The sequence below is a fragment of the Streptomyces sp. 5-10 genome (assembly GCF_014712245.1).
GTDB classification, from domain to species: Bacteria; Actinomycetota; Actinomycetes; order Streptomycetales; family Streptomycetaceae; genus Streptomyces; species Streptomyces violaceusniger.
In genome coordinates this window covers 84,287-106,242 of record NZ_JACVYG010000022.1, presented here as the reverse complement: position 1 = coordinate 106,242, position 21,956 = coordinate 84,287, and the positions used below count along the sequence as shown (strand labels likewise).

The 21,956-nt window shown below is 73.1% G+C and carries 12 protein-coding genes; 8 read left to right on the top strand and 4 right to left on the bottom strand.

Annotation, left to right across the window (positions count from 1 at the left end; translation table 11 throughout):
- Window positions 1-79: 79 nt before the first annotated feature.
- Together IEJ02_RS23930 and IEJ02_RS23925 are read right to left on the bottom strand one after the other, a co-directional pair.
- Entirely contained in the window at window positions 80-2,719 is a 2,640-nt protein-coding gene (locus tag IEJ02_RS23930) for a SpoIIE family protein phosphatase (RefSeq protein ID WP_370467117.1), read from the bottom strand.
- Window positions 2,720-3,044: 325 nt separating this feature from the next.
- Entirely contained in the window at window positions 3,045-3,419 is a 375-nt protein-coding gene (locus tag IEJ02_RS23925) for a hypothetical protein (RefSeq protein ID WP_191066740.1), read from the bottom strand.
- A gap of 243 nt (window positions 3,420-3,662) precedes the next feature.
- Here IEJ02_RS23925 and IEJ02_RS23920 point away from each other — a divergent pair, with 243 nt between their 5' ends.
- Both IEJ02_RS23920 and IEJ02_RS23915 read left to right on the top strand, forming a co-directional pair.
- Window positions 3,663-5,060 carry a Gfo/Idh/MocA family protein gene (locus tag IEJ02_RS23920; RefSeq protein ID WP_191066739.1) on the top strand — a complete coding sequence of 466 codons (1,398 nt, stop codon included), beginning with the start codon at window positions 3,663-3,665 and terminating at the stop codon, window positions 5,058-5,060.
- A 58-nt stretch (window positions 5,061-5,118) separates the two neighbouring features.
- The gene (locus IEJ02_RS23915) at window positions 5,119-5,826 is read left to right on the top strand and encodes a DUF4232 domain-containing protein (RefSeq protein WP_191066738.1); all 708 of its coding nucleotides are present in this window, start codon (window positions 5,119-5,121) and stop codon (window positions 5,824-5,826) included.
- Between the two features lie 17 nt (window positions 5,827-5,843).
- Here the strand turns inward: IEJ02_RS23915 and IEJ02_RS23910 are convergent, their stop codons facing one another.
- Together IEJ02_RS23910 and IEJ02_RS23905 are read right to left on the bottom strand one after the other, a co-directional pair.
- A complete protein-coding gene (locus IEJ02_RS23910; RefSeq protein ID WP_191066737.1) occupies window positions 5,844-12,236 on the bottom strand; it encodes a type I polyketide synthase in 6,393 nt (2,130 codons plus the stop codon).
- Between the two features lie 82 nt (window positions 12,237-12,318).
- Window positions 12,319-13,665, bottom strand: coding sequence for a beta-ketoacyl synthase N-terminal-like domain-containing protein (locus tag IEJ02_RS23905; RefSeq protein ID WP_191066736.1), 1,347 nt, complete (start codon window positions 13,663-13,665; stop codon window positions 12,319-12,321).
- A 524-nt stretch (window positions 13,666-14,189) separates the two neighbouring features.
- Between IEJ02_RS23905 and IEJ02_RS23900 the strand changes: the two genes are divergently transcribed.
- The 6 genes from IEJ02_RS23900 to IEJ02_RS23875 all read left to right on the top strand — a co-directional run bounded on the left by IEJ02_RS23900 (window position 14,190) and on the right by IEJ02_RS23875 (window position 21,938).
- Complete coding sequence (locus tag IEJ02_RS23900; protein WP_191066773.1) at window positions 14,190-14,681, top strand: Lrp/AsnC family transcriptional regulator; 492 nt, start codon at window positions 14,190-14,192, stop codon at window positions 14,679-14,681.
- A gap of 133 nt (window positions 14,682-14,814) precedes the next feature.
- Window positions 14,815-15,624: a dimethylargininase gene (ddaH, locus tag IEJ02_RS23895; protein WP_137981510.1), complete on the top strand. Its 810-nt coding sequence runs from the start codon at window positions 14,815-14,817 to the stop codon at window positions 15,622-15,624.
- Window positions 15,624-16,946, top strand: a complete 1,323-nt coding sequence (rocD, locus tag IEJ02_RS23890) for an ornithine--oxo-acid transaminase (protein WP_223864310.1) — start codon at window positions 15,624-15,626, stop codon at window positions 16,944-16,946. The genes ddaH and rocD overlap by 1 nt, the downstream gene beginning before the upstream one ends.
- Window positions 16,947-17,288: 342 nt before the next feature.
- Window positions 17,289-17,885 (top strand): putative antibiotic biosynthesis monooxygenase, encoded by a 597-nt coding sequence (locus IEJ02_RS23885; protein ID WP_191066735.1) that lies wholly within the window; start codon window positions 17,289-17,291, stop codon window positions 17,883-17,885.
- A 76-nt stretch (window positions 17,886-17,961) separates the two neighbouring features.
- Window positions 17,962-20,343: an aminodeoxychorismate synthase component I gene (pabB, locus tag IEJ02_RS23880; protein WP_191066734.1), complete on the top strand. Its 2,382-nt coding sequence runs from the start codon at window positions 17,962-17,964 to the stop codon at window positions 20,341-20,343.
- A complete protein-coding gene (locus IEJ02_RS23875) occupies window positions 20,340-21,938 on the top strand; it encodes an AMP-binding protein (RefSeq protein ID WP_317985891.1) in 1,599 nt (532 codons plus the stop codon). The genes pabB and IEJ02_RS23875 overlap by 4 nt, the downstream gene beginning before the upstream one ends.
- Window positions 21,939-21,956: the final 18 nt, after the last annotated feature.

Here is a 21,956-nt window from a genome sequence, read left to right as displayed (position 1 = left end):
ACGGCCCGTGGTGAGCGGCGCTTTACGCCATGAGGGTGTCGTCTGACGGGGCTTCGACGCCAATCGGGGTCAGCCGGGGTCAGTCGGGGAGGTCGGCCCACTGGTCGAGGAGGTCGTCGCCCGTGCGGTCGCCCAGCGGTGACACCGGGTCGGTCAGGGGCTGCTCGGCCCAGATGATCTTACCGTTGGGGGTGTAGCGGGTCCCCCAGCGCTGGGCGTACTGGGCCACGAGGAAGAGCCCTCGGCCGCCCTCGTCGGTGGTGGCGGCGCGGCGCAGATGCGGGGAGGTGCTGGAGCCGTCCGCCACCTCGCAGATGAGGGTGCGGGCGCGCAGCAACCGGACGCGGCTGGGGCTGGATCCGTAGCGGATGGCGTTGGTCATCAGCTCGCTGAGGATGAGTTCGGTGGTGAAGCCGAGCTCCTCCAGCCCCCATGCGCTCAGTTGCTCGGCGGCTTCGTTGCGGATGCGGGCCACTGCGGCGGGGTCGGAGGGCAGCTCCCACTCGGCGATGTGCCCGGGGTCCAGCAGATGGGTGCGGGCCACGAGGAGGGCGATGTCGTCGCCGGGGCGGGAGGACGCCATGGTGTCGAAGACGGCCTGGCAGGTCTCCTCCGGGGTGCGCCCGGGCAGCCCGGCGAGGGTGGTGCGCAGGACGCCCAGCCCTTCGTCGAAGTCCCGGCCGCGGTCCCGGATCAGCCCGTCGGTGAAGAGGGCCAGCCGGCTGCCCTCGGGCAGCTCCAGCTCGACGGTCTCGATGGGCTCGCCACCCAGGCCCAGCGGCGGGCCGAGGGGGACGTCGGGGAAGGTCACGGTGGAGTCGGGGAGGACCACCGCCGGGCCCGGGTGGCCCGCGCCCGCCATCGTGCAGCGGCCGGAGACCGGGTCGTAGACGGCGTACAGACAGCTGGCGCCGCTGATCCCCGGGGCGTCGGTGCCCGCGGCGGCCTGGTCCTGGTCGAACCGGCTGACCAGCTCGTCGAGATGGGCCAGGAGTTCATCGGGCGGCAGGTCGAGCGCGGAGAAGTTGTGCACGGCGGTGCGCAGCCGGCCCATGGTGGCGGCGGCGTGCAGCCCGTGGCCGACGACATCGCCGACGACGAGGGCGACCCGGGCGCCGGGCAGCGGGATGACGTCGAACCAGTCGCCACCGGCCCTGGCCCGGGCGGGCTGATAGCGGTGGGCCACCTCCATGGCGTCCTGTTCGGGCAGGCCCTGGGGCAGCAGGCTGCGTTGCAAGGTGGCCGCCATCGCGTGTTCGCGGGTGTAGCGGCGGGCGTTGTCGATGGCGACCGCGGCGCGGGCGACCAGCTCCTCGGTGAGCGCCACATCGTCCTCGTCGAACGGCTCGGACTTCTCCGAGCGCCAGAAGGTGGCGATGCCCAGGGTGACATCCCGCGCCCGCAGCGGGATGGTGATCATCGAGTGGATGCCGTACTTGACGATCTTGTTCGCCTGTTCGTGGTCCTGCTCCTGCCATCCCTGGTAGGTCCGCAGATCCGCCTCGAGCACCGGCCGACCGGCGCCGAAGCCCAGTGCCTGGGGCACGGTGCCGCTGTAGGTGATCATCTTGCCGACCCGCCACAGCGGATGGTCGGACCGGATGCCACAGGTGGCGGTGCGGCGCATGGCGCTGCCCACGGGCTCGTCGCCACGCAGCACGGGGTCCACGAGGTCGACGGTGGCGAAGTCGGCGAACCACGGGACGGCGAAGCGGGTCAGCTCCTCGGCGGTCCGTACCACATCGAGGGTGGTGCCGACCTTCGCGCCGGCCTCGTAGAGCAGCCTCAGCCGCCGCTCCGCCACTTCGGCCTTGCCGGACAGCGCGCGCAGTTCGGTCGAGTCGCGGAGCGTGGCGACGCTTCCGGACATCCCGCCGTCCCATCGGGTGGGGCGCTGGTTGACGGCCAGCAGCCGCTCCCCGGCCAGATGTACCTCGTCGGTGGCGACCCGGCCCGAGGCGAGCAGTTCGGCGGTGCGCGGCTCGATGCCGAGCTCGGTGACGGGGCGGCCCTCGGCGTCCGGGGGCAGGTCGAGCAGCCGGCCGGCCTCGTCGTTGGCGAGGACCAGGCGGCCATGGCCGTCGACGATGAGCACGCCTTCCTTCACGGAGTGCAGAACGGCGTCGTGGTGCTCGTACATGCGGGTCATCTGGGCGGGGCCGAGCCCTCGCGTCTGCCGCCGCAGCCGTCCGCCGACCAGCGCGGTCCCGCCGGTGGCGAGCGCGAGCGCACCGGCGGCGGAGCCGAAGACCAGCGGCAGCTGGCGCTCGACCCGGCCGCTCACATCGGCGGCGGTCATCCCGGCGCACACCACACCGGCCACGGTGCCGTCGCCCTTCGGGATCGGGACGGTGGCCTGGACCTCCCGGCCGAGGGGCCCCTGCACGGACTCGGTGACGATCTTGCCCTTCACCACGGGCCGCCAGTCGGCGACGAGCGTCTTGCCGATGTACTGCGGCTTGGGGTGGGTGTAGCGGATGCCATGGGTGTTCGCCACGACCACGAAGTCCAGACGCGCCCGCCGGCGGGTCTCTTCGGCCCGCGGCTGGAGCAGGGTGGTCGGATGGTCGGTGCGCATCGCGGACGCGGTGCCCGGGGAGGTGGCGAAGGTCTGGGCGACGGCGGTGGCGCGGTTGATGGCCTCCTGCTCGCTGTCGACACGGGCCTGGAGGATGAGCGCCGTCGTGGCCGCCGCGATGAGCAGGCACACGAGCAGCACTTGGACAGCGAAAACCTGCCCGGCGATGCTGCGCACGGTCAAACCGCGCAAGCGCGGGAGCGAGCGGAGACGCGTCCGGGAGGGGGTGTGCGGGGCAAGCCTTGATCGACCGAAAACTCCGACCACGCACCCTTCCTACCATTTATTCCCCTCCGGTCGGGAAGCCCCGTGGCGCACAACAGCCGGCCGTCCCGAAGCGTGAAACACTCCGGCACGGTATGTGGCGTCTCGCCCACGCAGCGCTCACCGTATGCCTGTCGCCGGGCGTCACCGGGCCCGTCGGGCCAGGGAACACGGTCACCGTGTCAAGGGGACACGGTCACCGTCACACATCGACCCGGAGTGCCACCTCGCGCATCGTCTCCCTGACGGCGGCCAGATCCGTCCGCGCCCGGTCGGCCACCAGATAGAGGAAGACACCCTGGCTGGCGCGCTGGCTGAGCGGCCGGATCACGTGGTATTCGGTGTCCAGCGTGACGACGATGTCCTCGAGGCACTCCGGACTGTAGCCGAGCAACTCCAGAGTGGACATCTTGGCCCGCAGCACGTCGGTGTCCCCGTAGGCAACCTTCTCCAGGTCCGGTCCCTGCGCGGTCTGGACGGCGCCCAGGGTGATCCGGCTCAGATAGTCGACGAGCGAGGCCGCGAGCGCGCCCTCGCACTCCATCACCTCGCGCAGCGACTCGTGGATATCAGTCATGGCCCGTCGCCCTTCCGGGACCAGCGAGGGCCGCCGACGGCGGTCGGGCACGTCCGCCGCGCCGGGCCCTGGAGGTCGCTCATATCCTTACATTTCATCCTCGCACAGGGGCCGCGGATGCACCCCCGCGCGCGCCGCCCCGACGCCGTCGGCACTCCCCATGGTGGCGGGCCGCCGATCGTCCTATCCTGCGCAGGCGTTGATCGACTTCGGATTGAATCGTTTGCTTCCGCTGGAGGACGCATGACCGTCGGCAGCACCCCGTCCCGGGCCGTGGTGGTGGGCACCGGCTCCCGGGCCCAGATGTTCACCGAGGCACTGGCCCGCCGCCCACGGCTGAGGGTCGCCGCGCTGTGCGATCCGAACCCCGTGCGCATCGCCCACCACCAGCGGCTGCTGAAGGAGGCGGGCGAGCCGGAGGCGGCCGCCTGGAGCCCGGCGGAGTTCGAGCGGCGGCTGCGCGCGGACGATATCCAGGAGGTGGTGGTGACCTGCGTGGACGCGCTGCACGACGCATACATCGTGCCCGCGCTGCGGGCCGGGTGCCGGGTGGTCACCGAGAAGCCGATGACCACCGACGCGGCCAAGTGCCGCCGCATCCTGGAGACGGTCCGGGAGACCGGCAACCATCTGGCGGTCGCCTTCAACTACCGCTTCAACCCGGTGCACGAGGAGGTCCACCGGCAGCTGTCCGGCGGCGCCATCGGCGAGGTGCTGTCGGTGCACTTCGAGTGGCTGCTGGACACCCGGCACGGCGCCGACTACTTCCGCCGCTGGCACCGCGAGAAGGAGCACAGCGGCGGGCTGATGGTGCACAAGTCCAGCCACCACTTCGACCTGGTCAACTGGTGGCTGGGGGCGCGGCCGGAGGAGGTGTTCGGCTACGGCCGGCTCGGCTTCTACGGCCGTGCGGCGGGCGAGCGCAGCGGCTACCGGCGCGAGTACGAGCGGGCGCACGGGGCCGCCGCCGCGCGGGACGACCCGTTCGCGCTGGAGCTCGCGGAGAACGACGCGATGCGCTCGCTGTACCTGGACGCCGAGGGCGAGGACGGCTACCACCGCGACCGCAATGTGTTCGGTGACGGCATCACCATCGAGGACGACATGGCGCTGCTGGTCCGCTACGACACCGGCGCCACCATGACGTACCACCTGACCGCCTACTCCCCCTGGGAGGGCTACCGGGTGATGTTCAACGGCACCCGGGGGCGGCTGGAGCTGGAGGTCGAGGAGAGCGCGTGGCAGCCGCCGCTGCTGGGCACCGCCTCCGGCCGCGGCACCATCCACGGCGACCAGGCCCTGGCCAACGCGGGCGGTCCGCGGCTGGTGCTGCGGCCGCTGTGGGAGCCGCCGCGGGAGGTGGAGCTGCCGGCGTTCGACCACGCGGGGCACGGCGGCGGGGACGAGCGGATGCTCGATGTGCTCTACGGCCCGGTGAATCCGGCGGACGGCGCGGGGAATCCGGCGGACGGCCCGGCGGATCCGGCGGCCACCGAAGCGGCGGCCGTGGACGCCTCGGACGCCTCCCGCCGGCGCGCCACCGAGGAGGACGGGGCGCTCGCGCTGGTCACCGGGCTCGCGGCCAACCAGTCGTTCGTCAGCGGGAGGCCGGTGGCCACGGCGGACGTCGTGACGCTGTAACCGGGGCGTTCGGTCCAACGCGGCTCATCCCGCCCGGTATTGGGGCAGGATGAGCCGCATGGACACGGACGCGATCACCACACCCCGGGCGCCCCTCTTCCGGAGCGCCGCCCGGCACCGCCGAAGACGGCTGCTCGGCGCGCTCGCGGCGGCCGGTCTGCTCACCGCGTGCGGTACGCAGTCCCCGTCGGGAGTGGCCGCGGTGCCCGACGAGGCCACGTCCCGCCCGGCGGGCCCCACCGCCTCCCCGGACACCACCGCCCCCACCGCTCCCGCGGCCTGCCCCGAGTCGGGGGTGCTGCTGCGGGCCGCGGAGGCCAACGCGGCGATGGGGCTGCGGGTGCAGCAGATCGAGCTGGTGAACTGCGGCACGCGCGCCTACACGGTGAGCGGCCATCCGTCCGTCCAGGTGCTGGACGAGGACCTGGAGCCGCTGGAGGTCACGGTCAGCCACGGGGCCTCGGCCATCGCCACCCTCGACGGCTTCGAGACGGCCACCGGGCCGGTGCGGCTGAAGCCCGGTGAGCGGGCGGTGGCGCGGCTGGCGTGGCGGAATCTGGTGACGGACGTGACGCGCCCCGCCGCCGACGGGCGCTATCTGCGGATCGCGCCGAACGGCGGGGACCGGGACGCGCAGACCGTGCCCGACCATGTCGACCTGGGCACCACCGGCAAGCTGGGCGTGAGCGCCTGGGCCCGCCCGGCCCCGGAACCCCCGGAGCGCCCGGGCGCGCCCGCCCGTAGCCGCCCGCCGGTGGCGCCGTGAGCATCCGCGCGGTCCCGTCAGCCCGGGGCGCCCAGCCGTTCCTCCGGCCGGTCGGCCGGGTCGGACTCCAGTTGCTGGGCGAGCCCGGCGGCCAGGGCCGCCACGGTCGGATGCCGCCAGACGAAGTTGCCCGCGAGCTTGATGCCCAGCCCCGTCTCCAGCCGTACCCGCAGCTCCATGGCGAGCAGCGAGTCGAAGCCCAGTGACTTGAGCGGGGTCTGCGGATCGAGGGTGGTGCCGCTGAGCCGCAGCACGGCTCGGATGTGGTCGGCCAGATAGGACTCCAGCGCGGTGCGGCGGGCCGGACCGGCGGGGAGCGCGGCCAGCCGGGCGCGGATGTTCTCGGTGCTCTCCCGGGTGGCCGCCGGGGTGTCGTCGCCGGGGAGCAGCGGGGCGAACAGGGAGGACCGGCGGCCGGTGGCGGGGATCCAGGTGGCCGGTTCGCCGGGGATCACCCCGGTCTGCACCCGCCGGTGGGCCAGCAGGGCGCCGAGCGCGCGGAGCCCGTCGTCCGTGGGGATCGTCCGGTAGCCGCGGTCGGCGAAGCCGGTGGCCACTCCGGTTTCGCCCCACGGGCCCCAGTTGACCGCGAGGGTGGGCAGGCCGCGCGCCGAGCGCCAGGCGGCGAAGCCGTCCAGCCAGGCGTTGGCGGCCGCGTAGGCGCCCTGTCCGGCGTTGCCGAGCAGGGAGGCCATCGAGGAGTACACCGCGAACCAGTCCAGCCGGTGTCCCTCGGTGGCCTGGTGCAGCCGCCACGCCCCGGTGGCCTTCGGCGCCCATACGCGGCGCAGCTGGTCCTCGCGGATGTTGGCCACCGCCGCGTCGTCGAGGACCATCGCGGAGTGGACGACGCCGTGCGGGGACGCCCCCTCGTCGGCGGTGGCGGCGGCCACCAGCCGCTCGGCCGTGTCCGGGCGGGCGATGTCGCCGGTGACGACGGTGATTTTGGTGCCCGCGGCGGAGAGTTCGGCGAGCGTCCGCGCCGCGGCGCCGACCGGAGCGGTCCGTCCGTTGAGTACCAGGTGGCCCGCGCCCTGGCGGGCCAGCCAGCACGCGGTGGCCAGCCCGAGGCCGCGCAGGCCGCCGGTGACGATGTACGTCCCGCCGTCGCGCACCGTGAGCGGTCCGTCGGGCAGCACCGCGTCGACCCGGCCCTCCTGCGGGATGGTCAGCACGAGCTTGCCGATGTGGCGAGCGCCGGCCATGTGCCGGAACGCGTCGGTGACCTCGGCCAGCGGATAGGTGGTGCAGCGCAGTGGCTTGAGACGGCCCTCGCCGATCGCGGTGAGCACCTCGCGCAGCATCGCCGCGTACTCGCGCGGGCGGTCCACCTGGAGCTCCCTGAGGTCCACGGTGGAGAAGGTGATGTTGTGGCGCAGCGGGGAGAGTCCGAGCGGGGCGTCGGAGAGGATGTCGCGGACGCCGAGTTCGACGAAGCGGCCGAAGGGGCGCAGACATTCCAGACCGGCCCGGATGGCGGCCCCGGACAGGGAGTTGAGCACCACGTCGACGCCCTCGCCTCCGGTGGCCTCCATGACCTCGTCGCGGAAGTCCAGCGACCGGGAGTCCATCACCCGGGCGATGCCCATCCCCCGCAGGAAGCGCCGCTTCTCCTCGCTGCCCGCCGTGGCCAGCACCTCGGCGCCCAGCAGCCGGGCCACCGCGATGGCGGCGAGTCCGGTGCCGCCGGTGGCCGAGTGGATCAGCACCCGCTCCCCCGCGCTCACCCGGCCGATGTGGCGCAGCGCGTACCAGGCGGTGAGGAACGCGATCGGCAGCCCGGCGGCGGTGTGCGGGTCGAGGCCCGCGGGGAGGGGCGCGGTGCGGTCGGCGGGGACGACGGTGAAGGAGCCGAAGGCACCCCCGTGCACATCGGCGGCCACCACCCGGTCACCGGCGCGGAGGTGGTCGACGCCGGGCCCCACCGCGCTCACCTCGCCCGCGCATTCGAAGCCGAGCCGGTAGCGGATGTCCTCGTCGCCGGGGAGCAGGCCCATGGCGGTGAGGACGTCACGGAAGTTCAGGCCCGCGGCGAGCACCCGCAGTTCCACCTCACCGGGTCCTGGCGGGCGGCGGGGGGTGGTGGTGAGCTCCAGACTGCCGAGGTCGCCGAGGCGGCCGGCGCGCAGCCGGAAGCCGTCGGTGCCGCAGCGCACGGTGCGGGCGGCGGCGGTGGTGCGCTCGGTGTCGGTGAGGGGGGCGTGGTCCAGTTCTGCGGTGTAGCGGGCTCCGTCGCGCAGCGCGATCTCGTCCTCGGGGCCGTCGGCGAGGAGTTCGGCGGCGAGGGTGTCCGCGAGCCGGTCCGGGGCGGCCGGGTCGGTGTCCACCGAGGTGGCCCGCAGCTCGGGGTGTTCCAGGGCGAGCACCCGCAGGAGTCCGCGGAGCGCGCTCTGTCCGGGGTCGGCCAGGTCGCCGGGGGTCACGGTGCGGGCGCCTGAGGTGGCGGCGTAGAGGCGGGGCGGTTCGGGGAAGCGTGCGGTGAGTGCCTGGGCGGCGGCGAGCAGCCGTCGGGTGCGGCGCAGCCCGTCCTCCGCACCGCCGCCCTGGGCAGGGTGCGGGCCGCCCTGCGCGGGGTGCGGGCCGCAGACGAACACCACGGCGCGCGGCCGTTCCCCGGGGCGGGTGAGCCGGTTGGTGAGGGCATCGCGGAACGCGTCGAGCCCCTGGTCGGCCAGCGGCACCTCCCACACCCGGGCGGTGGCTCCGGCGGCGCGCAGTGCGGCGGCCACCGGGCGGGCGGTGCCGTCCGCCTCCCCGACGACCAGCCACCGCCCCGGGGGCCGGGTGGCCGGGGGCCGGGCTGCGCGCCGCCAGCCGACCTCGAGGAACCACTGGTCGACCTCGGCCGCGCGCTCCACGGCCCGGTGGACGATCCGCAGCCCGTCGACGGCCAGGACCGGCCGGCCGTCGGCGTCGAGCAGGCGGACGTGGCCGACGGTGGCTCCGGGGGTGGTCTCGGCCAGGCGGGCGTGGCAGTACACGGCGGTCTCGGGATCGCCGAGGACGCGTACGCATCGCATCCGCGCGGGCAGCAGCAGCCGCCGGTCGCCCTCGTCGAGCAGTCCGGCGATGAGGAGTTGCGCGCACAGGTCGACCAGGACGGGGTGGACACGCAGCCCGTGTCCGGGCTCGCGGGCGGCCTCGGGGATCCGCACCCGGGCCCAGAAGCTGTTGCCGTGGCGGGAGGCGGACACCTCGGTGAGGCCCTGGAACGCCGGGCCGTGTGCCACGCCCCGGGCTCGCAGATTGTCGTAGAGCGCTTCGGCCTCGATGGCCGCGGGGTGGCGCAGGGCGAGGGTACGGACGGAGGCGGCGCGGGAGCGGGGTGGTACGGCGAGTGCGCGGAGCACCGCGGTGGCCTGCCGCACCCAGGCGCCGTCCTCGTCGCGTCCGAAGATCTCGCATTCGGCGCGGTCGGTGGCGGCGAGGGTCACCGTGGTGGACAGGTCGGTGTGGTCGGTGAGCCGCAGCAGTTCGCGGAGGCGCAGATCGGTGACCTCGACCTCCTCCGGCGCGGCGCCGAACACCTCGCAGGCGGCGGTGAGCGCGAGGGCGTAGGAGGCCGCGCCGGGCAGGACGGGGGCGCCGTGCACCCGGTGGTCGCCGAGCCAGGGCAGGGCCGCGGTGCCGGTGCGGGCGCGCCAGGAGTGGCGGACGGGTTCGCCGGGCAGTTCGAGGTGCGCGCCGGGCAGTCCGGCGGCCGAGGTGGCGTCGGTGGGTGCGGGGAGCGGGGCGTCGGCCCAGTGGCGGGTGCGGTCGAAGGTGATGGTCGGTACGTCGGCGAGGGTGGCGTCCGCGTACAGCACGGACCAGTCGACGGGCACGCCCGCGCAGTGCAGCGCGGCCAGATGGGTCCGGAAGGTGGTCGGCTCGTCGGCCTCGCGGCGGAGTGTGGGCAGGACGACGGGGTCCTCCACCAGACCGGCCAGACCGGCCAGGACGGGGTGGGTGATGACCGGGTGGGGGGAGATCTCGACGTACACCAGGTGGCGGTCGGCCGCGGCGGCGGCGACGGCCGCGGAGAACCGGACCGGGTGGCGCAGATTGGCGCACCAGTAGTCGGCGTCGAAGGCGGGCGGGGTGTGCGGATCGTCGAGGACGGTGGTGTAGAAGGGCACGTCCGGGCGCCGGGGTTCGAGGTCGGCCAGGGCGGTGCGCAGATCGGCCAGGAGCGGGTCCACCTGGGGTGAGTGCGAGGCGACGTCCACGGCGATCGGCGCGGCGGGGACGGAGCGGGCCTGCCAGCCGGCGACGAGCCGTTCGACGTGTGCGGTGTCCCCGGCCACCACGGTGGAGCCGGGTGCGGCCATGACGGCCACGGTGACGGCTTCGGCGGCGCCACCGCTGTCGAGTTCGGCCTGCACCTCGTCCGCGCCGAGGCCGACCGTGGCCATGGCGCCGTTTCCGGCGACGCGGGTGAGCAGCGCGGAGCGGCGGCAGATCACCTTGGCCCCGTCGGCGAGGGAGAGCGCCCCGGCCACCACGGCGGCGGCGACCTCGCCCATGGAGTGGCCGATGACCCCGGCGGGCTCCACGCCGTGGGCGCGCCAGGTGGCGGCGAGCGCGGTCTGGAGGGCGAACAGCACGGGCTGCACCCGGCCGCAGCCGGTCACCGGCGCACCGCGGCGGACGATGTCGAGCACGGAGAATCCGGACTCGGCGGCGATGAGGGCGTCGGCCTCGGCGAGCGCGTCGGCGAAGACCGGTTCGGTCTCCAGCAGCCGCCGTCCCATGCCGGGCCACTGGGAGCCCTGTCCGGAGAACACCCAGACCGGCCGGCGGGAGACCGCGGCGCCCACGGCCCCGCTCACCACCGCGGGATGGGCCTGACCGTCGGCGAACGCCCGTAGAGCGCCGATGAGTTCGGTGCGGGATGCGGTGGTGACGCCGAGCCGCCCGCGCCCGGCGCCCCGGCGCAGCGCCAGGGTGTGGGCGATGTCGCGCAGCGGGGTGTCCGCGCCGTCGCCCTCCAGCCAGTCCGCCATCCGGCGGGCGGCGCCGGGCAGTGCGGCCGGGGAGCCGGCGGGGACGAGGAACACCTGCGGAACGGCGCGGGTGGCGGGCGGGGGCGCTGCTGCTGCGGGGCGGGGCGCGAGTGCGGGTGCGGGCGGTTGTTCCAGCACCACATGGGCGTTGGTCCCGGAGAAGCCGAAGGAGGACACGGCGGCCAGCCGGGGGCCGGTCCGCACCGGCCAACGGGTGAGCTCGCGCGGGATGAAGAAGCGGGTCCCCTCGGCGGCGATGGCGGGATTCCACCGGGTGAAGTGCAGATTGGGCGGGATGTGTCCACGGCCCAGGCACAGCACGGCCTTGATCAGCCCGGTGACACCGGCGGCGGGCTCCAGATGGCCCAGGTTGGTCTTGACCGAGGCCAGGGCGCAGCGGTCGCGGCCGGTGCCGTAGACCTGGGCGAGGCTGGTGAATTCGACCGGGTCGCCGACGGGGGTGCCGGTGCCGTGGGCCTCGACCATGCCCACGTCCGCGGGGTCCACCGCGGCGCGGCCGAGCGCCTCCTCGTACAGGGCGCGCTGGGCGGCGGCCGAGGGCGCGGCGAGCCCGTCGGAGTGGCCGTCCTGGTTGACGGCCGAGCCGCGCAGCACGGCCAGGATCCGGTCCCCGTCGCGCAGCGCGTCGGTGAGGCGTTTGAGGACGACGATGCCGCAGCCCTCGCCGCGGACGAAGCCGTCGGCGGCGGCGTCGAAGGCGTGGCAGTGGCCGGTGTGCGAGAGCATGCCCATCCGGTCGAACGAGCGGGTGATCCGCGGTTCGAACATCAGGGTGACCCCGCCGGCCAGGGCCAGATCGCACTCCCCCGCGCGCAGCGCCTGGACGGCCAGGTGGACGGCGACCAGGGAGGACGAGCACGCGGTGTCCAGCGCCACCGACGGGCCGTGGAGGCCGAGGAGGTAGGAGATCCGGCCGGTGGCGACGCAGTGCCCGTTGGCCAGGGCGGAGCCCTCCAGCTCGCGGGGGTGCCGGTCGAGCCGGTTCATGTAGTCGTTGTAGCTGAGCCCGGCGAAGACGCCGGTGGCGGTGGAGCCGAGCCGGTCGGGTGGCATTCCGGCGTGTTCCAGGGCCTCCCAGGCCACTTCCAGCAGCAGCCGGTGCTGGGGGTCGAGGACGTCGGCCTCGCGTCCGGAGACGCCGAAGAAGTCGGCGTCGAAACCGGACACATCGCGCAGATATCCGCCGCGGACGGGCGGCGCGGACGCGGGCCGGGCGGTCGTGGCGGCCTCGGCCGCCCAGAGCGCGGCGCGCTCGGCGGGCGGTTCGCCGACGGCGTCGCGTCCGTCGGCCAGCAGCCGCCACAGGGCGGCGGGTGAGTCGGTGTCACCGGGGAGCCGGCAGCCCATGCCGACGATGGCGATGCGGCCGGGGGAACGGCCGGGGGCAGGAGTGTGCTGACGCATCGGGGTCTCCGTGGGTGGTGCTCGGCCCGGGGTGGGGGCCGTGAGGGGCCGTGGGGTGGAGATCGCCGCGGGGGTTACGGACTCAGGTGGCGTCCGGGCCGCCCAGCAGCATCGCGTGCTTCACGCCACCGATCTGGTAGTTGAAGCTGAGCGCGTGGTCGAAGTCGAGGGGACGGGTGCGGGTGCCGGGGACGGGGTCGAAGGGGAGTCCGTCCGCGGGCTGTTCACAGTTGGCGGTGGGGCACACCTCGCCGAACTCCATCATCATCAGGGTCAGGGCGAGGCCGAGGCAGCCGGCGGGTGAGCCGTGGTGGCCGAAGCATCCTTCCTGGGAGGACATCAGCACGGTGGGGTCGGGGCCGTAGAGCTCCCTGATGGTGTTGGCCTCCATGGCGGTGATGGCCGCGCCGCCGTCGCTCGCGCCGTTGACGTAACGCACCTGCTCGATCCGCCAGCGGTCGCCCAGACAGAGGCGTACGGCCCTGGCGAGCTGGGCGCCGGAGTCGTCGGCGGCGAGCGGGTTGGCCAGGCCGTCGCGGGTCATGGCGGCGGCGAGCACCTGGCCGTAGAGGTGGGCGCCGCGGCGCGCGGCGCGCTCCCTGCTCTCCAGGATCACGGTGGCGGATCCCTCACCGTGGTTGATGCAGTCGGCGCGCCGGTCGTAGGGGCGCATCAGGGAGTCGAAGGACGGCAGCAGATCGGGCATTCCGGCGGCGTCCATCGCGTCGTAGGCGTGCTGGGCGCCGCGCAGCAGCCGCTGGCCCTTCTGGATCAGGTCGACGTTGAAGACGTCGACGCCGGTCACCACCGCGAGGTCGGTCTCGCCGGTCGCGATGAGGCGGCGGGCGTTGCCGATCTGCACGGCGGCGGAGGAGCAGCCGCAGGAGACGGTGAAGCAGGGGCCGACGGTCCGGGTCAGCGCGCCTTGGACGACGGCCACGTCGGAAGGGGACACGGCCTGTTCGGCGGCGACGAACATCTCCAGGGCGTCGAGGGTGGTCGCGGAGTCGGGGTCGATGCCGAGCAGGGTGAGATAGCTGTCCACATTGGCGTCCACGCTGCCGCGGCCGACGAGTACGGCCGCCTCGCTCAGATCGCCGGTGGCCAGGTCGAGTTCGGCGTCGGCGCACGCCTCGGCGAGGGAGACCAGGCCGTAGCGGTGGGCGTTGGTGTAGTGGCGGGAGAAGAATTCGGGGATGTCGGGGAGGCGCTCCTCGAACTGCTCGGCGCTCAGGTGGACCGCGCCGTAGTGGCTGTCGTGCCGGTCGAGGACGGAGCGGCCCCGGGAGGCGATGTCCCACACCTGGGCCGCGGTGAAGACGGGTTCGGCGCCGCCCGGGAGGCAGAAACCCAGGCCGGTGACGACGGCGTCCCGTGGGTTTCCGGGGCCCCCGGGGGCCGGCCGGGGTGGGTGACGGCGCGGGCTCACGACGCCCTGCCGGATCTGAGGAGGGTCATGACGGTGGTCCCTTTCGCTCACACCGGAGTACGGGGCCGCCGGTTACGGCGAGTCGCCGAATGCTCGGTGGACCGCCGGTGTTCGGGAATCGGTTCCTGGTGAATTCGGCGCGTGCGGCGCGGCGTTGAACGTACTCGGGTGCCTTTCCCCGCTGGATGCTGAGTCGTCTCCGTCGGGAGAGCCGCTCATCGTTCGGAAAGGACAGGTGGAATAGCTGACGCTACGCCTGGGGGACAGGGGCCGCCAGGTGGTGTCGTATCACCGAGGTGGATTCGGCCGTTCCGGCGCACCGCCCTTGTACCCCCGGAGCCCATACCGCGCGACCCCGGAGAAAAGGGGGTTCGTACCCCGGTTCACGCCCCCTCTTGTGGAATCTTTCTGAAAGAGCGTAGAGAAAAAGACGCCTCAGGCACTCAATGAGTAGGGGGCGGTTTTGAGCGCGGGGAAGAGGCCCCTTCGCCACAGGGGACGAAAGACGCAAAGGATGATAGATGATGACACATCAGTCCGTACCGTTCGACGACCTGGACCGCAAAATCGTTGCGGCGCTGGTCGCCAACGCCAGGACCAGCTTCACGGAGATCGGCGCCGCGATCGGGCTCTCGGCCTCCGCGGTCAAGCGCCGCGTCGACCGGATGCGGGAGACCGATGTGATCACCGGCTTCACCACCACCGTGCGCCCGGCCGCCCTCGGCTGGCGGACCGAGGCGTATGTGGAGGTGTACTGCGACAGCGCCGCGCCGCCCCGGCGCCTCGCGGAGGTCGTGCGCAACTATCCGGAGATCATCGCGGCCATGACGGTGACCGGCGGCGCGGACGCCCTGCTGCATGTCATGGCCACGGATGTGGAGCATTTCGAGGAGGTGCTGGAGCGCATCCGGGCCGAGCCCTTCGTCCGCCAGACGATCAGCTACATGGTGCTGTCACACCTGCTCACGGGCAGTGCGGAGGCCGGCGCGACCCCTCCCGCGACCGCGACGCAATGAACTGCCGCGAAACGGCCCCGGCACGCAGCATCGGTGCGCCGACACGCAGTTTTCTTTTCTTGTCTCCCCTCTCCTCCGCTTTCTACCGTTGATTCATCCCCCGGTCGCCCGCGGAAGCGAGAGGAATCCTCCGTTGCCCCTTACGCGTGTGCCGCGCCCCAGGCGCTTCCTGACCTGTGCCCCCAGATATTTCGATGTGCGGTATGCCATCAATCCCTGGATGCGTGAGGACACCGAGGTCGACACCGACCTCGCCCAGGCGCAATGGGAGACGCTGATCCGCGCCTACCGCGACCACGGCCATCGGGTCGAATTCATCGAACCCGTGGCGGGACTGCCGGACATGGTGTTCGCGGCGAACTCGGCCCTCGTCCTGGAGGGCCGGGTCTTCGGCTCGCGATTCCACGCACCGCAGCGCCGGCCGGAACAGCTGGCCTACGAACGGTGGTTCAAGGCGGCCGGGTTCGACGTCCATCCGCCGGAGTCGGTGTGCGAGGGCGAGGGCGACCTGGTACCGGCCGGGCCCTACGTCCTGGCGGGCACCGGCTTCCGCACCACCCGGGCGGCCCATCAGGAGGTGCAGGAGTTCTTCGGGGTGCCGACCATCAGCCTGCTGCTGGTGGACCCGTACTTCTACCACCTGGACACCGCGCTGTTCGTCCTCGACGACCGGAACATCGCCTACTACCCGGAGGCGTTCTCCCCCGGCAGCCGTGAGGTGCTGGGGCGGCTCTACCCCGACGCGCTGATCGCCACCCGCGACGACGCCATGGCCTTCGGCCTCAACTCGGTCTCCGACGGCCGCCATGTCTTCGTCGCGCCCCGGGCCACCGGGCTCATCGACCAGCTCACCGACCGCGGTTACGTCCCCGTCCCCGTCGACCTGTCGGAACTGCACAAGGCCGGCGGGGGCATCAAGTGCTGCACACAGGAGATCCGCTGATGACCGCCACCACCCCCACCGCCTCCGACTCCACCGGCTCCGCGGCCACCGCCCCCGACTCCGCGGCCGCCGCCTCCGGGGCCACCGCCTCCGGTTCCGGCTCGGCCGTCGCGAACGGCGCCGCTCGCTCCTCGCGGGAGCTGATCCGCGCCGAGGAAACCTCGCTCGCGCACAACTACCACCCGCTGCCCGTGGTCGTCGCCCACGCCGAGGGCAGCTGGGTCCGGGACGTCGAGGGGCGCCGCTACCTGGACATGCTGGCCGGGTACTCCGCCCTCAACTTCGGCCACCGCCACCCGGCGCTGATCGACGCCGCCCACCGCCAGCTCGACCAGCTCACGCTGACCTCCCGGGCCTTCCACAACGACCGGCTGGCCGGGTTCGCCGAGGGGGTGGCGGAGCTCACCGGGCTCTCCATGGTGCTGCCGATGAACACCGGCGCGGAGGCGGTGGAGAGCGGCATCAAGGTCGCCCGCAAGTGGGCGTACGAGGTGAAGGGCGTCGCCCCGGACCAGGCCACCATCGTGGTGGCGGCCGACAACTTCCACGGCCGTACGACGACGATCGTCGGCTTCTCCACCGACCCCGTGGCCCGCGACGGCTTCGGCCCATATCCCCCCGGCTTCCGCGTCGTGCCGTACAACGACCTCGCGGCGCTGGAGGCCGCCGTCGACGAGACCACGGCGGCGGTCCTCATCGAGCCCATCCAGGGCGAGGCGGGCGTGGTCATCCCCGACGACGGCTATCTGCGCGGGGTGCGCGAGCTGACCCGGCGCACCGGGACGCTGTTCATCGCCGATGAGATCCAGTCCGGTCTGGGCCGCACCGGCACCACGCTGGCCGTCGAGCACGAGTCGGTGATGCCGGATGTGCTGCTGCTCGGCAAGGCGCTGGGCGGCGGCATCGTGCCGGTGTCGGCGGTGGTGGCCGACCGTGCGGTGCTCGGAGTGCTGCGCCCCGGTGAGCACGGCTCCACCTTCGGCGGCAATCCGCTGGCCGCGGCGGTCGGTTCGGCCGTGGTCGACCTGCTGCGCACCGGCGAATTCCAGCGCCGGGCGAGGGAGTTGGGCGAGGTGCTGCGGGACGGGCTGGCGGGGCTGACCGGCAAGGGCGTCGTGGGCTACCGCTGCCGCGGGCTGTGGGCGGGCGTCGATGTGGACCCCGCGCTCGGCACCGGCCGCGAGGTGAGCGAGCGGCTGATGGCCGAGGGGATCCTGGTCAAGGACACCCATGGCTCGACGATCCGCCTGGCACCGCCGCTGACCATCACCCGTGCGGAGTTGGAGGGGGCGCTGGCGGCGCTGGAGAAGGTACTCGGCTGACCGAGGCTCATCGAGCCGACCAAGCCGACCAAGCCGATCGAGCTGAGCTGATCGAGCTGATCGACTGATCGAAGCCACGAAGCGCCGGGCCGCATTACGCTTTATACGGCCCGGCGCTTCCTCATGTTCAATCCCGCTCGGAGATTCTTTATCAGCGGCCCCGCCGCGGTCCCGCCAGAACCCCGAACCGCAGGTAACGCCCAGGTCACGGCGGCCTTTCCGAGTTTTTATGTACGTTGTTGAGCATTCCACTGTTCCCGATCGCACGGTGTGGAACACTTCGTGTCATCTCGCCGGACACAACAGGCGAAGGTAACGGCACGGAAAGGAGTTGCGGCTGGAGTGGACAGTGAACCGGTCACGGTGACTGCCGCATACCGGGTGGACCCCGGCCGCGAAAGCGAGTTCTATGCCTGGGCGATCGAGATGCTCAATGCCGCGGCAAGCCTTCCGGGATATCTCGGAGGCGGGGTGATGGGATCCGGTTCGACCTCCTCGGAGTGGCACGTCCTCTACCGGTTCGAGGCGGAAGGACCGGCTCGGGCATGGGATTCCTCGCTGGAGCGCGCGCGATTGGCGTCCCGCGCCGGGCCCTTCGTCCAGGAAAAGGGAACACAGCGCACCTCGGGACTGGAGAACTGGTTCAAGGGGCCGGTGCGGCCGCTGCCGCCACCGCCCAAATGGAAGCTGTGGCTGGTGAATCTGAGCGCTGTCTTCCCTCCGGTTCTCATCTTCAATGTGCTCGTGATCCCGTTCATCAAGGACACCAATTTCCTGCTGCGGACCCTGGCCTTGTGTCTCGGTGTGACCGCGATGGTGACCTGGCTGGTCATGCCACGGCTGCAGCGGCTTCTGAAGAAGTGGCTCTACCCGCCGCTTCAGTCGATACGAGGACGTCACAGGCGGATGGCGGCCGACGGCCCACGCGCTCGCCGGTAGGTGAGCGGGCGGCGCGGCCCGAGGACCGGGGCGGGTGATACCCGGTCGGTTTTCTCATCGCAAGGAGGCAATCCGGATGGAATCGCTGAGGACACTCCTCGTCGATCATTACGACTCGTACACGTACAACCTCTTTCATCTGCTGACCGAGGTCAACGGCGAGGAACCGGAGGTGCTTCTGCATGACGCGCCGGAGTGCGCGGACATCGATCTCTCCGCGTTCGACAACATCGTGCTCTCCCCCGGCCCCGGACATCCGGGCGACCCCCGGGACTTCGGCGCCACCGCCCGGCTGATCGAGCGGTCGCCCATCCCCGTACTGGGGGTGTGCCTGGGGCACCAGGGGATCGCGCTCGGCGCGCAGGCGCGGGTGGTGTCCGCGCCCGAGCCCAAGCACGGGCATCTGTCCCGGATCAAACACGGCGGGCGCGGGCTGTTCCGCGGCCTTCCGCAGGACTTCACGGCCGTGCGCTATCACTCGCTGTGCGTGGCCGAGCCACTGCCGCTGGGGCTGCAGGGCATCGCCTGGTCCGAGGACGGTGTGCTGATGGGGCTGCGCCACCGGGCCCGTCCGCTGTGGGGCGTCCAGTTCCACCCGGAGTCGGTGCTGACCGGATACGGCCACCGCATGTTCAGCAACTTCCGCGATCTGACCATCGAGCACGCCAACGGCGAGTCGGTGACCTCCACCGTGACCCCCGCCTCCGCCGAGGAGCCGCGCCGCGCCCGTACGGCGGCCAAGGCCAAGGCCAAGGCGGCGGCCGCGGCGGGCACCGCGCCGGACTCCCCGCCCACCGGCGAGGCGGACTCCCCGCCCACCGGCGAGGCGGACCCCCGAGACCCCCGAGACCCCCGAGACCCCCGAACGGAGCTCGCCCGGCCCGCCCCCGAGCGGGCCGCCCCGGCGCAGACGCCCCCGGAAGGCCCCGCCTACCGGCTGCACGCCCGGTGGCTGGCCGACGCCACCGACACCGAGGCGGCCTTCACCCGGCTGTACGCGAAGGCGCCGCACGCGTTCTGGCTCGACAGCTCGCGCGCCGAGTCCGGCGAGGCCCGCTTCTCCTTCCTCGGGGACGGCACGGGCCCGCTCGCCGAGTTCGTCCGCTACGACACCGACACCGGCGTGTGCGAGGTCGAGCGGGCGGGAGGGCCCGCCGTCCGGGTCGAGGGCAGCGTCTTCGACTACCTCAAGCGGGAGCTGACCCGCCGCCGGATCAACGCCCCCGACCTGCCCTTCGACTTCACCGGCGGCTATGTGGGCTACTTCGGCTACGAACTCAAGGCCGACTGCGGCTCCCCCAACCGCCACCGGGCCACCACCCCGGACGCCTGCTGGCTCTTCGCCGACCGGTTCGTCGCCGTCGACCACCAGGAGGGCGTCACCTACATCTGCTGCCTCGCCGAGGACACCCCCGACGGCCACCGGGAGGCGAAGGACTGGCTGGACACCACCGTGACCGTGCTCAGCGGGGTGCCGACGCTCACCGAGCCCGCCCCGCAACCGCCCGCCCTCCCCACCACGGCCGCCGTGGAGCCCTGGCTGGTGCGGGACCGGGAGCGGTACCTGGCCTCGATCGAGGCGTGTCTGCGGGAGCTGCGCGCCGGGGTGAGCTACGAGATCTGCCTGACCAACTCCGCCTGGCTGCCCGCCCCGGACGACTCCTACGCCTTCTACCGGGCCCTGCGGCGGTTCAACCCGGCACCGTACGCCGCCTATCTGCGGTTCGACGGCACCGATGTGGCCTGCGCCTCCCCCGAGCGCTTTCTGCGCATCACCCCCGACGGCACCGCCGAGACCAAGCCGATCAAGGGCACCGCCCCGCGCGGCCAGAACCCGGAGAAGGACGCGCGGGCGCTGGCCGCCCTCGCCTCCAGCTCCAAGGCCCGCGCCGAGAACCTGATGATCGTGGACCTGCTCCGCAACGACCTGGGGCGGGTGTGCGCGTCGGGCAGTGTGTATGTGCCGCGGCTGATGAACACCGAGACCTACGCCACCGTTCACCAGCTGGTCTCCACCGTGCGCGGCCGGCTGCGCCCCGAGACCACCTCGGTGGACTGCGTCCGGGCCTGCTTCCCGGGCGGCTCCATGACCGGCGCGCCCAAGATGCGCACGCTGGAGATCATCGACTCGCTGGAGACCGAGGCCCGCGGTGTGTACTCCGGGGCACTCGGCTACCTCAGCTGCAACGGCGCGGCCGACCTCAACATCGTGATCCGCACGGCCGTGTTCTCCGGCGGGCGGATGCACATCGGCGCGGGCGGCGCCATCGTTCTCGATTCCGACCCGGCCGAGGAGTACGAGGAGATGCTGCTGAAGACCGCCGCCACCATGCGTGCCTACCAGGCCGTGGAGCCCGCGTCCGCGGGGGAGCCCACGTCCGCCGGGGAGATCGGCGATCTGCTCGTGGCCGCCGCCGCGGCGCCGCCCGCGCCCGCGGCCAAGGAGCTCGGCCGGTGACCGCCATATCGGTGTCCGCCCCACCCGCGCCCGTCGGGCCCACGGTCTCGGCCAATGTGGCCGCGCATCTCGCGGCGCTCGCGGACCGCCGCGGCTGGTCCGGCCGGGCCGCCTTCCTCGAGGGCCACCGGGTCTGGACCCACGGCGAGGTCCACGACCGCGCCGAGCGGGCGGCCACCGTGCTGGCGAGCCGGGGGGTGGCGGCCGGTGACCGGGTGCTGCTGGCGCTGCCCGACGGCATCATGTGGGTGACCACGTTTCTGGCCACCGCCCGGCTGGGCGCCGTGGCGGTGCTGGTCAACCCCGCGCTCACCGCCGACGACCACCGCTTCATGGCCGAGGACTCGCGTACCGCGCTGGCCGTCTCCGGCCCCGATCTCCAGGACCACTTCGACCGCGTCCCCTGGCTCGGCGCCGACCAGCTGTCGGCCCTGACCGGCCCGCCCACCACGCTCGGCTCGGCGGCCCCGGCCCCGGCGGCGGAGCCGGTGACGGCCGCCACCCCGCTGTACGTCCAGTACACCTCCGGGACCACCGGCCGCCCCAAGGCGGTGGTCCACAGCCACGGCGATGTGGCCGCCTATCACGACCTGGTCGGGCAGGAGGTGCTGGACATCGGCCCGGCGGACGTGTCGTTCTCGGTGTCCAAGCTGTTCTACGCCTACGGCTTCGGGAACGCCTTCGCCTTCCCCCTCTTCTCGGGGTCGGCCGCGGTGCTCACGGCGGACCGCCCCGGACCTGCCCTCATCGACGACCTCGTGGCCCGGCACCGGGTGACCCTGCTGTACTCGGTGCCGTCCTCGTACGCCGCCCTGGTGGACGAGCGCGGCACCGGCCACACGGCCTGCTTCGCCTCCGTCCGCGCGGCGGTCAGCGCGGGCGAGGGGCTGCCGCCCGCCCTCGGCGAGCGGGTCGGTGAACTGCTCGGCGCACCGGTGCTGGAGCAGATCGGCTCCACCGAGGCGGGCCACGCCTTCTGCGCCAACACGGTGTGGGACAACGTCCCCGGCACCCTCGGCCGTCCGGTGCCCCGCTTCGAGCTGGAGCTGCGGGACGGCGAGGGCGCGGTGGTGGCGGACGGCGCCGACGGCTCGGCCGAGGGCGAGCTGTGGGTACGGGGCCCGACGGTGGTCACCGGCCATCCGCGGGACGGCGGTTGGCTCGCCACCCGGGACCGGGCCCGGCGCGAGCGCGACGGGACCTACCGCCATCTGGGCCGGGTGGACGACCTGGAGATGGTCGGCGGGATCACCGTGTCGCCACTGGAGGTCGAGGAGGTGCTGCGGCAGCACCCGTCGGTGCGCGAGGTGGCGGTGGCGGCCGTCCTCGACGAGCGGGGCGCGACCCGGTTGCGCGCCTATGTCGTACGGGCGGCCGACGCGGGCGGCCCGGACGGCTCGGGCAACCCGGGTGGCCCAGGCGGCCCAGGCGGCTCGGCGGTGGACGAGGAGACGCTGACGGCCGATCTGATCGCGCTGGCCCGGCGACGGCTCGCCGCCTACAAGGCACCGCGCACCGTGCGCCTGGTGGACTCGCTGCCGCGCACCCCGACGGGAAAGCTGCGGCGCCATGTCGTCCGCACGGGCCGCTGGTGACGGGTCGAACCGGCTCGC